Below are 15,542 nucleotides of genomic sequence, written 5' to 3' on the forward strand. Positions count from 1 at the left end.
TCATCAACCGCTAAACCAAGAGCGGTTGCCCATTGAGGCTTCAACCTAATTCGTAATTCGTAATACTCGCCAAGGGCGAGAAGCAAGCTACGTAATTCGTAATTAAAAAGGGTTTGTACGGGTTATGCCATCACAAAGAAAGCGATCGCGCTCCTCAAGATTGCGGTTGTACTTGAGATAATCACCCACCCAGTTGCAACCACGAACAAGCAGATCCTCAAGGTGTAAATTCCACAAAATTATCGTGTTGTCATCACTAGCTGATGCTAGTGTTTGACCATCTGGGCTAAAACTGACACTGAATACCGGAGCGCGATGCCCATTGAGACTTTTAATTAATTTGCCATCACGGCTCCAAAGTTTCACTGTACTATCCCAACTGGCAGCGGCAAGCAATTCACCATTAGGACTGAAAGTCACGGCATTAACGCTATCGCTGTACCCTTTTAATAAGGTTTTTAACAACGTCCCATCCCGTCGCCACAGTTTCACGGTGTTATCCCAGCTAGCAGAAGCCAGTAACTCATCAGTAGGACTAAAGCTGACACCCAATACCCAACTGTCATGGGGCGAAAAAGTTTTGAGCAAAGTACCATCCCGTTGCCAAAGTTTCACAGTTTGGTCATCACTGGCAGAAGCTAAAATCTGACTATCAGGGCTGAAATTAACACTATTTACCCAACCCTGGTGCCCTACTAAGGTTTTGAGCAACTTCCCCTCACGGTTCCAAAGTTTCACCGTTTTATCTTTGCTAGCTGATGCCAAAAATTGACCATCAGGACTAAAATTCACGCTCATCACACTATCAGTATGTCCGTGGAGAGTCATGATTAAAGTACCGTTAAGCCGCCAAAGTTTCACAGTTTTGTCATAACTTCCTGAAGCCAGGATTTCACCTTTTGGGTCAAAGCTGACACTAGGAACTTTATTTGTATGCCCCACCAAAGTTTTGTAAAGTCGGGTTTTGATTTCGCCACGACTGGTGTACGGTTGCCAAAGTTTGACAGTGCGATCGCTACTACCAGAAGCTACCATCTGACCGTCGGGACTCCAAGCAACGCTCAAAACTCGCTTTTGATGCCCTTGAAGGATAGACGGTGTTGGAGCATCTAAACTCCATAGTTTTACGCTTTTGTCAAAACTTCCTGAAGCTAGCAATTTTTTATTTGGACTGAAGGCGATGCTGACAACGGCATCACTGTGTCCTTTGAAGGTTTTGAGTAAGATACCAGTGGTACTCCAGAGGTTTATAGTATTATCTTCACCTGCGGAAGCTAACTTTTTACTATCAGAACTAAAGCTCAAACTCCACACTATACTACTATGCTGCCGTAAAGTTTTGTAAGAACGATATTCAAAACCGTCTTTAGTGCTGTTACTTTCCCGTTGCCAAAGTTTCACTGTCTTGTCTCGACCTGCTGACGCCAAAAATTTACCGTCTGGGCTGAAAACAGCTACAACCACACCCTGCTGATGTCCCTGCAAAGTTTTAACAAGGCTACCGTTCCGTCGCCAGATTTTCACTGTTTTGTCGTCGCTGGACGAGGCGATGAATTGACCATCGGGACTGAAGTTTACCCAGTTAACCCACCCTCGATGTCCCCTCAGTATTTTTACTAAGCTACCGTCTTTACGCCAGAGTTTTACGGTTTTATCCTTACTACCAGTAGCTAACAATTCGCCATCAGGACTAAAATTAACGCTATAAACCCAATCTCCATTTCCTTTCAGAGTTTTATATGGTTTGGGGTCAAATTCACCTGTAACCGGGTTTTTGTGCCAGATTTGCACTGTTTTGTCGAGGCTGGCGGAGGCTAGGGTTTGACCATCAGGGCTAAAACTTACAGAGGTGACAGCATCAGTATGACCTTTAAGGGTTTGGAGTAAGGTACCGTCAGGACGCCAAAGTTTCACCATCTGATCTCGGCTACCTGATGCTAGCAACTGACCATTCGGACTAAAAGTTACTCCCCAGACAATATCAGTGTGTCCTTCTAGGCGGTTAACTTCCGTTACCCCATAAACTGCCTGTTGCAGGGCTGTCACCACCCGCATTCGGGTATCTGGTTGCACTCCATCAGCCTGTTTCAGTGCTCTCCAAGCCCGCAAACTTTCTAATAGGGCATCAAATTCTTTATTAGAAGCAAACAGAGCTTCACTAGCAGCAGTGATCGCACTAATTTGCAAGTTGGTTTCACTGCGTTCAGCTCGTAGAGTTTGGCGGACTGCTGCTCTTTTCTGTAAGTCGGCTTGCCACCATAATCCTGCTATTGTTCCCCCCATGATTGCCAGGATTGCACCTGCTATGCGTGCTTCTCGCAGTCGCCGTTGCAACACCAAGTTGAGTTGCTTTTGACTAAGTTTTTGGGCTACTTCAGCTCTAGTTTTTTCAAGTTTGATTTTTTCTAATTCGGCAACCATGCCATAGTTGTTCTTTTGGCGAATTGGTTCAACTAAATAATCATGAACCAACTGGTAGCGATCGCCTAACTCTTCTCTGACTCGCAATACCAACCCTGAACCTACCAATATTTCTAAAATCAATTCCCCAACTTTGTCAAAATTTAATATCGTATCGATATCATGATTATTAACTAATGCCGCCGCTAAATCAGTTTTACTTTTTAACGGTCGTGTCCCCTTTTCATCAGTTAACTCAAATAATAATTCCCAACTTAACTCTTCATTCTCTTGACCACAGTCTTTGATAACTTCCCCAAGCCAGCGTTCCACCAATTTTGCCGAGCCACCGCAAAGTTTATATTCTGGAAGTGTGGTAATGTTTTCTATTTGTAGTTGAGCGCCGACTATTTGTAATTCAATTGGATTTACTTCATCTAGTTCCCCTGTTAAGTCCTGTACTAATCGGTTAATTAATTCATTACTCAGTTCATAATGTGAACGTTGAGTAAGACTATGAATTATAGCTTTGGCATCCTGGCTAGAGAACTTTCCTAAATAGTAGCGAATATCTTTATCGAGAATATTTTTATTAATTACGCCTAAATCATATAATCCAATGCTATTGTTTTGGCTCAAACGTTCAAATTCTAACAAATGATGTAAATAATCTTCTCGTAAGGAAAGAATAATTTTTACATAAGGAATATTTAAACATTCACTAAAAAATTTATAAAATTCTATTCTTTGTGTGGGAGGATTACTCACAAAGAAAAATTCTTCAAATTGATCTAGTATGAGTATTATTGTATAATTGCGTTCAGATGCTAACCGGATTTTTTCTAGCAGTATAGTTGATGTAGAGTCAAGATTAAGCGATATTCCTGTATATGCCAGTGCTTGATTAATACTGCTGACCAAGATTGTCATCCAATCAGTATAAACAGACAAAATAATAGGTATAGGAATTCGTTCACCGATAACTTTTCCCTTAAGTGCTGGGACTAAACCAGCTTTGAGAATTGAACTTTTACCTACACCTGATGGCCCATAAATTACTGTAAGTTTGTAATCAGCGCGGGTAATTCTTTCAATTAAGCGATTGACATCTTGTTGGCGTCCAGAAGCAGATATTTCTTGAGCAATCTCTTCAGGAATAAACGGAATTTTATGAGGTTCCAGTACTGGGTTAATTCTGGGGCGTTGCGGCTGCAATTGACTTGCGCCGATGAAGGCACGAAAGCCATACTGGTGTTCTATTTGAATTTTTTCTTGCTTCAGCTTAAAAGCTTCTGTATAGTCATGACGCTCAAAAAAGTAAAGCGATCGCAGTTCCTCTAAAATCTCTATGTAAAGTGATGGCTGATGTTGTAACTCACAAACTACCCTCGCCCATTCCAGGTTATTGATAGCCTCCTCCCACTCACCCAGATGCCGCTGTGTACGTGCTAGTAAGAGAAGATACCAACTTTCTTGTCGGCGTGTTCGCAAAGCATCTCGCAGATAAACTTCTGTTGCTTCTTCGGCGATAGAAAGTGCTGTATTTGCTAATTCATGAGCTAGTAACCAATTTGACTCAGAAGCCGCTACATTTGCCAAAAATCCATAATTTTGAGCAATTTGTGCAGGAGTTCCATAAGTTTTATGTAGATGTAATGACTTTTGAGCTAATTCTTTTAAGTCATCCCAGGCTTGTAAACGTTGCAGCATTTCACAAGCAGGCAAAATGAATTTAGCAACTAAGTCTTCTCTTTGTACCTCATCCAATAGCTCCAAGCATTGTTTAAACCACAAGAGAGCATGTTCGCAATAGCTGTTAGTATTCTGGTATAAGTCTGCCATTCGGTGATAGCAAAGCCCCAGATGAAATAGTACTATTGCTTGCTTGAGTAAAGACGAGGTAGGAGTAGGGTGAGGACATGAAAGGGGGAAAGAAGAATTACTCTCCCATTCCGCTACTCTTTTTGTTTCTTGCTGCCATAATGCTAGACTTCTTTGATAATTGGCTAAAGCACCATTAATTTGATCGTTGGCGTATTTATCTCGCCCCAAGACAAACTCTAAACTAGCTTCTAATCCTGGTGTTAATTGAACGCCATATAGGCGCAGCAAATCATTACGGGCTGATTCTATTTCATGGCGGTGTTGAGACTTAGGATCTAAATCTAGGAGGGCATTAGATAAAAATGTTTCAGCGCCTGCTTCTAAAACTTTGGCAAATAGAGATTCTGCTTCTTGGTGGATCAAAGCAATTAAATCTGCTTTGGTCATTTCAAATTTAATCGTGGTTGCAGCCCAGCTTTTGAAATCAGGCGCTAATCTTGAAAGCAATGATGCGACTTCATCTTGTAGCCACAACACCACTGGAAATGGAAAAGTTGCAGCATAGATATCTCGTGCTTGGTTGATGCCTGTAAGTAAGTTTTCCAGGTCGATAATTGACTCAATACCAAAAACCATCACAGCAGATGGCAAAGAGTCTGTCAGGACGGCAGGATTATCTAAAGATAGTTCTGAGACTATTGTGGTGTGTAAAGAAGTAGTTGATGGATTGAGAACGATTTCTCTGATGTTAATATCTTTGGTGATGGAGCGAATATTCTCTAACATTTGCTCACGTAATTGCCCATAGTTACATCGAACTAAAATCAGGGCAAATTGACCTTCGGAAAGCGCGATCGCTCTAATCAGTCTTTGCAAAGTATGCTGATTTTCTTTAGTGTAGACGCGTAGCTGCTTATCATTAGTCATTGCTTATTCGGCATTGGGCATTGGGAATGGGGTATTGGGAATGGGGCATTGGTCATTAGTTATTAGTCCAATGACAAATGGCAAAGGACAAATGACTAATGACTAATAACTTACCCAGCAGTGTTACTTGTTTTGTTGCCAAGCTAAAACTTTTTCTGTTTCTGCCAAGGCTGGACTGATACCAAACCAGCGTCCTAAAGGATCGCGATATTCAAACAGATACATGCTTCTTAATAAGCTCTGATAGTCCGACTCACCTTTAACTCTCTGCTGCTGCACTACTTCAAACAATAATTCCCACTGGGATTCATCAATAGCTAATAGCAGATCGTCGCGGTAGTCCTTAATCACGGCTTCTAAGCAGTCCCTAGAAAAAGGTGGATCTTGTCGTTGCAGGCAGCTATAAAGTAAACCCAATAAGTTACGAATGTGACCACCACTGACGCGACATAGACGATCCAAGGTTTGGGAGTGATCGAATAATTCTGTAATTAATAAAAGCCTGCTATTCAAAGGAACTTCTGGAAAAGCTCTTGCTAGAACTAACTGGCGCACTAGTGACATCCCTGGTTCGTAGTCACTGCCATCTCTTTGCCGCACTAACACCATCGGCAGTACTTTTGGCGCAATCCCTCCCCCCAGGCGATTTTTTAGTGTCTCGTACTCATTGGAGAAAATTAATGTTAGAGGAATTGTGTAAACTAGGTGGCATTTGAGCCGGCGTAACTGTTCACCTCGGTCGATGAAGAGATATTCTGGTTGCGATCGCCCCGATGCTAAGGGACGCATATCTACTCGATCCAAATTATCTACAATCACTACCAGTCCTTTTTGACCCCGTAGCTTTAGCTGTTCAACAGCTTTTTCTAAAATTTCTTCGTTAATCGCCTGCAAAATGCTATTGGTACGTGGTTCCAGATATTGCCTCAGTTGATTCCGCATCTGGGTACTATCTTTGGTTTTGGCAGTAATTTTGGCAATACCCAAGGACAACTCTGCTTGTCCAGAAAGCTCTATGGGGCTTTGCAAAAAATCGCCTACTTCTTTAAACAAATTGGTGAAGTAACCAGGTTTGAGTTTGATGTTAATCCCTTCTAAACTGGCACTGACTTGACGGGCTACACTCAGCAGAATATCGCTAACATCAATATCCGCCATGTCTAAGTCTTGACTGGATTCAAAATAAACCACGTGAAATCCCGCCACTTCTAGTTCTGACTTGAGGCGCTGCAATTCCGTTGACTTACCGCAGCCAATATGACCCGTAAATAACTGACAGGTTGGCTCATCAGGAGAAATTCGAATGATAGTCCGTTGCAATTCTTCGACAATCTTGCAACCACGGACATCAGCAAAATCTATGTAATACTGACGATCTAGCACGTTACTTGTATTTAGCGTGTAGCTTGGGTTACATGCTTTATAAAAACGTGACAAATTTAATGTCGTTTTCATGTATGTAGAGGTGTATGTAGACGTGTATGTAGATGCAGTTTAATTCGTATTTTTTATACAATTAATCTCTATCCGAGATGTAGACATACGATTAACTTGCAAGTTGGTAGTGTCTTGCAAGGAACAGCACTTGATGCAGGACTACTGTCAGTAGCTGTCGTAGTATGGTAGAGATTTAATTGACCCTAATAACCTTAAGCATATCTGTCCTTTTTACACCTGCTATTGAGGTTTTGACAATCTCTAGCTTTTATTTGAACTGCCACAAACCTTTAGGGCTGGGTGAATCAGTAAAAAAAGTTACTAGATTGCATGGTTCTCAATTTGTATAGCTTATGAGGATGACTGGTATGAATTATAGCAAGCTATACAGAGATTCAGGAATACTTAGCTATCATTTCACATTCTATTTGTCAAGAAAACAAAATCCTAAACATCTAAATTAATATTTTGTAATCTTTAGGGAAAAAATCTTCAAAAATAACTTGTCAAAAAGACTACAGTCAGTTAAAAATGGACACCGGAAACTTTAATAGGAATGGTGACTAGCGCCATAATCTTTGTGTTGTTACTGTAAAGTGTTACTAAAAATAAAAAAAGTCTTGAGGAGAGCGGCTAACAGATGCCAACAGTGTTTACTGAAATTAATAATGATATAAGTGCGTCAAGGAATTTAGATTTCAATCAGAAAGGGGTTTGAATGGCTGGCATAATATCAGTTTCCCGCACAGATCTAGCCCAGCGTCGTAAAAAATTACGTCGGCAGCGGCAGATGAGAATTATTCAGGCTATTTGGCGAACCTTTGCTATTACTAGTTTGGCGGGTGGATTACTGTGGATAGCAGTTCAACCAGTGTGGATGCTAAAAGCTCCCAAGCAAATAGTGATGAAATCAGGCAATAAATTACTGTCGGATGAAACAACTCAGTCACTGTTGGTTTTATCTTACCCCCAGTCTTTGTGGCGGATTGAACCGTCGGCGATCGCTAGCTCTCTGAAGAAACAACCAACTATTGCCCAAGCGATCGTGAGACGCCGCCTCTTTCCTCCTGGATTATTCATCGAAGTTCAAGAACGAATACCTGTAGCAGTAACTCAAACACGTGACAACAAAAAAGTAACTATTGGCTTACTAGATGCAAGTGGGGCCTGGATACCCTTAGAAAAATATACATCACTGAATCCCACTAGGAAATTACCAAATCTCAGAGTCATTGGTTCACCAAAACAATACTACCTCTACTGGACTCAACTCCATGAAGCTATCAGCCAAAGTCCTGTGAAAGTGATGGAAGTTGATTGCCAAAATCCAACGAATTTAATTTTGAAAACAGAATTAGGAAATGTGCATCTTGGCGTCCCAGGTCCCAAGTTGTCTGAACAAATCAAGCTACTCGCTCAAATGCGGCATTTAACAGCAAAATTCAATTCTGGTCAAATAGAGTATATTGATCTGAAAAATCCCGAATTCCCCTTAGTACAAATGAACCAAAAAGATCAAAAATCAACTCCCAAGATCCCTAAAAATATCTAGGGTGTTTAATGTATTGATAGCTCCTAGTAAATTAAGAAGCTTTATGCTGATAAATATATTTATTATTTTCAGTTTTACCGCAACCCTGACGAAAATCGGCATTAACTTCTAATTAACATGAGAAGATCAATCATATAATCTCCATTGCGAGTAAAAGACCCTCAATTATTACCCTAACATCTATATAGTAGGGTGCAAGATGCGGGACAATCTAATGATGATCTAGAGCATACAAAACACCTTCTGCCCATACATTCCTCAACTAAACCCAGTGCGGAAAAGAGAAAAATGCTTGAGTTTTTCATTAAGATAATACTCGCTTTTCAGAGTGCACAGATGAAAACGGTTTACACCACTATCTAAGTGCAGAGCCAAAAGTGTTCTAGCTTGAGTCTATTGAGGACAATTCCGAAGACAGTTTACCGAGGTTGCGAACTGTAACAGAAAATGCCACCCAAAATTGCGTAAGCATTGCTTCTGGGCAATAAATTTAGACTATTCTGTACCGTAATTTTTATTAGGTGACGAAACCTCTTAGGAAATCTTGATTTATTGACTGTACTAGTGAGGGTTCTCGTAGGATAGACTATTGCTCCAACAAAGTGTCCATTAAGACCCCCCAAGCAACAAATTAATCAGGTATAGTCTGACAAGTAAATTCTTGCTTAGTTTAACTTAAGGATAAGTAAGTAAAAGGTAAATTTTGTGTCTAAAGTTGCAATTATCCCCAATGGTGAAACCTATTAACAATATTATTATTGAGGCAGAGAAGATACGCTGTAGTGTGTCTTTACAAGTTATACCCTCCCCTGAGAATAATGAAGAGATTAATGTCTGGTTGAAGTTATACAGGTCACTTTTAGATAAATATAGGTATACTTCTCTAGAATTGGCTGTGCGATCGGCTGCCCTAAAAGCTTATCCCATAGCAAATTTTCGCACTACCAATTCTGTTAGGCTTGGCAGTAGTGAAAATAATAAAGAACAGTGCCATAGTATTGTGGCAGTGTCAAACTAAAGTTGACTCTTAGGTGAATAACACCTGAAAAAGTCGTTTATCTACCCTTTCACAAATCCAATGACACTTGATAATAACCAAGGACTTAACTATAAAAATTCCCAATCTACGGGACAGCCAGGGTTCTCTCTGGCAGTTAACTCGACCAATCCCTTTAATAACTCTGGGCTGAACTTCGGACAAAATCACGATAATAAGAAGATTTCTGCGGAAAATAGCCGAATAGGTGAGATTGTCCCTGGTCGAGTGGCCAACATCAAAGTGATTGGTGTCGGTGGTGGTGGTGGCAATGCTGTTAACCGCATGATCGAGTCTGATGTCTCTGGGGTAGAGTTTTGGTCAATTAACACTGATGCTCAAGCTCTAACTCTGGCAGGCGCTCCAAGTCGATTACAAATTGGACAGAAGCTAACACGGGGTTTAGGAGCAGGCGGTAATCCTGCAATCGGTCAAAAGGCAGCTGAGGAATCACGGGACGAAATTGCTACAGCTTTGGAGGGTGCAGACTTAGTATTTATTACTGCTGGTATGGGTGGTGGTACTGGGACGGGTGCAGCCCCAATCGTGGCAGAAGTAGCTAAAGAAATGGGCGCTCTCACTGTTGGTGTTGTCACACGTCCATTTGTCTTTGAGGGACGCCGCCGCACCAGCCAAGCGGAACAAGGTATTGAAGGACTAAAAAGTAGAGTAGATACACTGATCATTATCCCCAACAACAAACTGCTGGAAGTGATCCCTGAACAAACACCTGTACAAGAAGCTTTTCGCTATGCAGATGATGTGCTGCGTCAAGGGGTGCAAGGTATTTCTGATATCATCACGATCCCGGGTTTGGTAAACGTTGACTTTGCTGATGTTCGGGCTGTGATGGCAGATGCGGGATCGGCATTGATGGGAATTGGCGTTAGCTCTGGAAAATCTAGGGCTAGAGAAGCTGCGATCGCAGCTATTTCTTCACCGTTACTAGAATGTTCTATTGAAGGCGCAAGAGGGGTTGTATTTAATATTACTGGTGGTACTGACCTCACCTTGCATGAAGTGAATGCTGCCGCAGAAGCAATCTATGAAGTAGTTGATCCCAACGCCAATATTATTTTTGGGGCCGTAATTGATGACAGACTTCAAGGTGAGGTGAGAATTACTGTAATTGCCACTGGGTTTACAGGTGAAGTGCAAGCTGCGGTACAACAAAGTGTGGCTAACGTTCGAGTAGCACCGAATGCGTCGAAGCGAACAACCCAGCAACCCGCAGTTAATCCCCCAACCTCAACTCCAACCTCAACTCCAACTCCAGTTCCAGAACCAAAAGAAAAACCTGGATTGGATATACCTGACTTTCTGAGAAACCGACGTACACCAAGGAATTAAAAGATTTTGGATTTGAGATTTTAGATTAACTGAGCAGTCTCAGATCAGGCTGAATGCTGTATAAAATCTGCTACTTCCACCAGGGTTTTACCAAGGGCAGGGGTAAGCAATGTTTTGCCATCCCCAATTTTGCCAATTGGTAAAAAACTTGTCAACGCCACTTTATAGAATGAACTTGGGCAGGAGTCTGCTGACTCACATAGTCAGCTATGCTTCTGGAACAAAAAACCAGGAAGACCTGCCCAAATAGGAATGCGTAGGCGTAGCTAGTCGTAGACATTGCTACATCTACCCATCGCGATCCATTAAACTTAATATCCGGTATAAGTAATATACTTACTCAAGGCAAGTTGCTTAGAGAACTCACTCACGCAAGTATCCAACGGAAGTCTGTTCAATCCATTGAATTACCTGATGACCAAGGAGAGTACCATCTAAGCGGTCAATCTCCCGAATTCCGGTGGGACTAGTGACGTTAACTTCAGTTAGGTAGCCACCGATAATGTCAATACCCACAAAGATTAAGCCGTCTTGGCGTAAGCGTTCGGCTAATTGCGTACAGATTTCATACTCTCTTGGGGTAATTTCAGTTTGAGCAACTGTGCCACCAGTTGCCATATTATTACGAAAATCAGTTCCACTAGAGAGGCGATTGAGCGCACCAATTGGTTCACCATTGAGCAGGATGATTCGCTTATCTCCCTCTTTTGCCTCTGGTAAATAGGTTTGTACCATTACTGGCACTCGGCCTTGGAGGGTACTGAGTTCGACAATGGAGTTAAAATTGCGATCGCCTGATTGCAAAAATAAAATTCCTTCCCCAGCTTTGTTACCTAGTGGTTTGAGAACAGCAGCTCCTTTTGCTTCGACAAATTGCCGAATAAACTCCTTATCAGCACTGACAATGGTTTCTGGAATCGCCTTAGTAAACTGGAGGGCATACATTTTTTCATTTGCCCCTCGGATGCCGCTCGGACTGTTAATTACCAGGGTTTTATTTTGGTCAATGTAATCGAGAATATAGGTGGCATAGAGGTAGGAATCATTGACTGGTGGATCTGTCCGCATAAATACGGCGTCCATTGTCTCTAAAGAAGTTAAGGAAGAATCACTCAACTTATACCAAGGATTCACTGCTACCCAGTGTCTCTCCACCAACTGCACTGGTACAACTTCAACTCGCTGTAGAAAAGCCCAAGCTTTGCCATCCACCACACTCAGCAAATTTGCTTGAGTCACCCAGACTTCGTGTCCCAGGATTTGCGCTGCTTCAATTAAGGCAACACTGGTATCATGACACGGGTCAAGCAGATGGATAGGATCAATGATAAAAGCCAGTTTCACCCTTTATACCTCAATCACCAAGAAATTAAATGGTTATTCGACTATTATCTCTTGATGCTCTCACCAATTGACGTATATCTGTACTGCTCAGTAAAACCTGGAGAGTAAAATCTTGTAGACATATTCGCTTGTGTGGGGAAAAGCTCTTAGACAAAAGATAGCGCGTTGTTTGTTTTAGAGTTGTAGCGACTGCCGTGTAATTGGCAGCGGCCTGTCGCTAGCGCACTTATGAATCTAAACGCTATTGCTAGAAGTTAGTAGCTCATCCAGCTTGCCTTGACTATCTAAAGCATGGATATCATCACAACCACCAACATGATCATCATTAATGAAAATTTGCGGTAAAGAGCGGCGTCCATTTGCCCTTTGAGCCATTTTACTTCTGGCTGCTTCATCTCCATCAATGCTGTATTCGATAAATTCAACACCCTTGTTTTTCAGCAAACTTTTGGCACGGATACAAAACGGGCAAGTTCTCCAAGTATAAATTTCTACTTTTGCAGCCATAAAGTCCTCAAATTGATTTCATACTTCTTAATTTTAGAACTTTGCCACTGACTGTAGCTGCTTTATCTCGTTTTGACCTGATCTTTAAAAGTTGCTAACTGGGTTTACGATGCTTAATGAAGGTGAGTTCACTAGAACCCCTATCATTCAAAAATCCCACAGCTATAACGGGTGGGAGTATTAAAAAAATTATTAATTATGATGATTTAGTATGTATTTAATAAGTAAATTTCATAATTCTAGGAGACACACCTGAATCCGACAAGGGATGCATTTAGTGTCTCCTAGTAAAGCTTCTAGGCGACTGTCATTGAAGCTGATACTAAAGGCTTTTTCTTCGCTATTCTCAGCGCACCCACAGCAAATAGACCAAGGGCAACGACTGTAGTAGGCTCAGGCACTTTTTTAGGTGGTGGTGGTGGTGGTGTGTAGTAAGGGGCTTGTCCTTTGAGTTTACTGCTTCCGTTACGATTGTTTCCAGAACCGACACTCATTAGGCGCACTCCAAAGTTTTCCTGAGAAAACTGAGCCAACGTTAAAGCTTTTGAAGTATGGGATAGGGTAAAGACGGTAGATTGAATATCGCCTTTTCCTTGACCTATGCCTTCTTGACCAATTTCTATCCCAGCATCAAAGGAGACGCCACCACCGTTCAGATTGTTACTACCGCTACCGACAGAGTTAACTGTTCCAGCAGGACCAAATTGTTTGTTTGTTACATCTGTACCTACTACTTGAAGACCGCTAAGAAGTGAGTTATCTAAAATGTTGAAGAAAATACCGCGTATATCAGCAATTGTGTTGCTGCCAGTGGATAAATAATCTACTTTAAACTGAACTTTGCCAGACCCCGCTATTGAGTCATCTAAGGTAAACTTCACCTGAGTATCCGAACCTGTGAAGTCGTTGATAGTGAAATTCATCGAAGCGGCATTAGCAGGGGCAAAAGCAGAAGACGATATCACAACGGCAGTAGCAGCCAAAAACGCAGGTATTGTTGTGGTGGAAAATAGATGTTTCATGTTAATCAATGTTTGGAAAAGAAAATGGTAAGACTCAGTTGCTAATGATGGGAATTTGCTGCTTTCTATCCATGTAAAATCAGATGCACCCAGTGAAAAGTCTTTTACTACTCTAGATATTCAATTAGAAGTTGTCTATGATACCAGCCTTAATTCAAAAAGACTTTATTTTTAGCTTCATACAAGAAAAAACTCAGTATTACTACTGAGTTTTATTAACATTAAATATTGATGCAATTCTAGTATTTACCCACAGTCAACGGCATATTGGATCAGCTGGGCAAGGCGGTGACGTAGGGTTTCTAATCCCAAGCGCTGACTCGCAGAAATAAACACCGCTAGAGGGAATTCTTCCCTAGCTAGAGCCAGTGTCTCACTATTAGCCTGATCAATCTTGTTAAAAACAACCAGCGCCGGGCCAGGAGTTATTGGCATTTGTGCCAAAATGTCTCTGACTGAGCGAATATGACGCAACCAAGCTGGGTGAGACAAATCTACCAAGTGTAGTAGGGCATCGGCTTCTGTGACTTCCTCCAAGGTGGCGCGGAAGGCATCCATTAACGATGCAGGCAGTTCGTGTATAAACCCTACTGTATCTGTAATCAGAATTTCCTGATGTTCATTGGTTTCGCCATAAGGAATTGCCAGACGGCGGGTAGTCGGATCGAGAGTTGCAAATAACTGGTCGGCTGTATAAACTTCTGCATTCGTGAGAGCATTCAGCAAAGTGGACTTACCAGCGTTGGTATATCCAACCAAAGCCACTGAAGGAACTTCCCGATGCTGCCGTCGCTGCCGTAACCGAGAACGATGGGCTTGTAACTGAGTTACTTCTTTTTGCAGTCGGGATATCCGCTGCCCAATAGCACGGCGTTCAGTTTCCAGTTTGGTTTCACCAGGGCCACGAGTCCCAATACCACCACCCAATCGGGACATGGTGCGACCTCTACCAGCTAATCGCGGTTGCATGTATTCTAACTGTGCTAGTTCTACTTGCAACTTACCGGCACGGGACTGAGCGCGTTGGGCAAAGATATCTAAAATTACTTCGGTGCGATCAACCACCCGGATACCAATTTGCATTTCTAAGTTACGGACTTGGGAGGGTGAGAGGTCGCGGTCGAAGACAACAAGGTTGACTCCTAGTGTTTGGGCAGTTAGGGCAATTTCTTGCACTTTACCTTCGCCAACTACGGTTTGGGGATGAACGCGCGATCGCTTTTGTTGTATTGTCTGTAATACATCTCCCCCAGCGGTATCAACTAACCGTGCCAATTCTAATAGGGTGTCCTGGAATTGTAGGGGAGTCATCTCACTGGTCATCAACCCCACAATCAGCACGCGATCGTGGTCAGCATCTACTTCCTGGGCGATAAATTCGCGCTGGAATTCCGCTTCCAGATTTTCCACCAAGTCTACTAAATCCTGGTCTGCCAGATCGTCCAAGTCCAAAGGTGGCGATATATTCCAACTTGGGGATTGGATTTGTTTAGAGTGAGCGAAGCCGAATTGGCTTTCCTCTACTTTGACAGCAGCAGGACTAGGAATCAGGGTGCGAGAGTCTTGGGGTGTCAGATGAGCTAGATAAGCTTCTTTGACATACCCAGTTGCACCGCCTCCCCGCCGTGTAAATCCCGTTCCGGTAATATTTAGGACAACTAGAGCATCTAGGCGTTGCAGTGCCATTGCCGTGAGTGCCGCTTCATTGGGCGGTTCTGGCTTGAGATGGGTAGCAATACAACGAATACCACTGAGTCGTTCTGCACCGTAACGGGGCAATTCCATCGGTGGTATTTGCGTTTGACGCGGTGTGCCTACACCGACGCGAATCACTTGTCCGCGACGATTGACGTAGGCGCACACAGGCTGATTGACTTCTGTGCTAATTGCTGCCAGACGCTGGGAAAACTCAGGCGTAGTGATGCGATCGCCTGGTATGCGCTGGTGATACAGCCGCTGTAGTTGCTTCAGCTGGCTGGACTTCAGACCTTGGAGATTTCCAAAAATAGTTTCTATAGGCGTTTATGACCAGTTAAATGGCCCCCCGAATCCTTATATGTCTATTTTACAACAGGGTTTAGGCTCCTATCTCTCTCCTTTGAGGGATGCGTTAGTAATTAGTTCACGGGGATATTGATTTGAG

Annotated in this window: 9 protein-coding genes; 3 read left to right on the forward strand and 6 right to left on the reverse strand. The window is 42.4% G+C overall.

All coding sequences use genetic code 11. The features are described from left to right. Positions 1 to 102: 102 nt before the first annotated feature. Together ACWATR_RS13770 and ACWATR_RS13775 are read right to left on the reverse strand one after the other, a co-directional pair. Complete coding sequence (locus tag ACWATR_RS13770; RefSeq protein WP_460333119.1) at positions 103 to 5,151, reverse strand: WD40 domain-containing protein; 5,049 nt, start codon at positions 5,149 to 5,151, stop codon at positions 103 to 105. A gap of 123 nt (positions 5,152 to 5,274) precedes the next feature. Next, positions 5,275 to 6,606 (reverse strand): P-loop NTPase fold protein, encoded by a 1,332-nt coding sequence (locus tag ACWATR_RS13775; RefSeq protein WP_460333122.1) that lies wholly within the window; start codon positions 6,604 to 6,606, stop codon positions 5,275 to 5,277. A 700-nt stretch (positions 6,607 to 7,306) separates the two neighbouring features. Between ACWATR_RS13775 and ACWATR_RS13780 the strand changes: the two genes are divergently transcribed. The 3 genes from ACWATR_RS13780 (at position 7,307) to ftsZ (ending at position 10,526) form a co-directional block, all read left to right on the forward strand. Continuing rightward, positions 7,307 to 8,140, forward strand: coding sequence for a cell division protein FtsQ/DivIB (locus ACWATR_RS13780; RefSeq protein WP_460333125.1), 834 nt, complete (start codon positions 7,307 to 7,309; stop codon positions 8,138 to 8,140). A gap of 730 nt (positions 8,141 to 8,870) precedes the next feature. Then, complete coding sequence (locus ACWATR_RS13785) at positions 8,871 to 9,158, forward strand: hypothetical protein (RefSeq protein WP_460333127.1); 288 nt, start codon at positions 8,871 to 8,873, stop codon at positions 9,156 to 9,158. 60 nt (positions 9,159 to 9,218) lie between these two features. Further along, positions 9,219 to 10,526, forward strand: coding sequence for a cell division protein FtsZ (gene ftsZ, locus ACWATR_RS13790; protein WP_460333130.1), 1,308 nt, complete (start codon positions 9,219 to 9,221; stop codon positions 10,524 to 10,526). A 363-nt stretch (positions 10,527 to 10,889) separates the two neighbouring features. Here ftsZ and gshB read toward each other — a convergent pair whose 3' ends face one another. The 4 genes from gshB to hflX form a co-directional block, all read right to left on the reverse strand. After that, positions 10,890 to 11,870, reverse strand: a complete 981-nt coding sequence (gene gshB, locus ACWATR_RS13795; protein ID WP_460333133.1) for a glutathione synthase — start codon at positions 11,868 to 11,870, stop codon at positions 10,890 to 10,892. Positions 11,871 to 12,104: 234 nt separating this feature from the next. Next, the gene (grxC, locus tag ACWATR_RS13800; RefSeq protein WP_181932365.1) at positions 12,105 to 12,377 is read right to left on the reverse strand and encodes a glutaredoxin 3; all 273 of its coding nucleotides are present in this window, start codon (positions 12,375 to 12,377) and stop codon (positions 12,105 to 12,107) included. Positions 12,378 to 12,673: 296 nt separating this feature from the next. Next, on the reverse strand, positions 12,674 to 13,399 hold the full coding sequence (locus ACWATR_RS13805) for a PEP-CTERM sorting domain-containing protein (RefSeq protein WP_460333136.1): 726 nt from the start codon (positions 13,397 to 13,399) through the stop codon (positions 12,674 to 12,676). A 246-nt stretch (positions 13,400 to 13,645) separates the two neighbouring features. Continuing rightward, positions 13,646 to 15,415: a GTPase HflX gene (gene hflX / locus ACWATR_RS13810; protein WP_460340404.1), complete on the reverse strand. Its 1,770-nt coding sequence runs from the start codon at positions 15,413 to 15,415 to the stop codon at positions 13,646 to 13,648. Positions 15,416 to 15,542 lie beyond the last annotated feature (127 nt).

The organism is Nostoc sp. UIC 10890 (assembly GCF_054786515.1).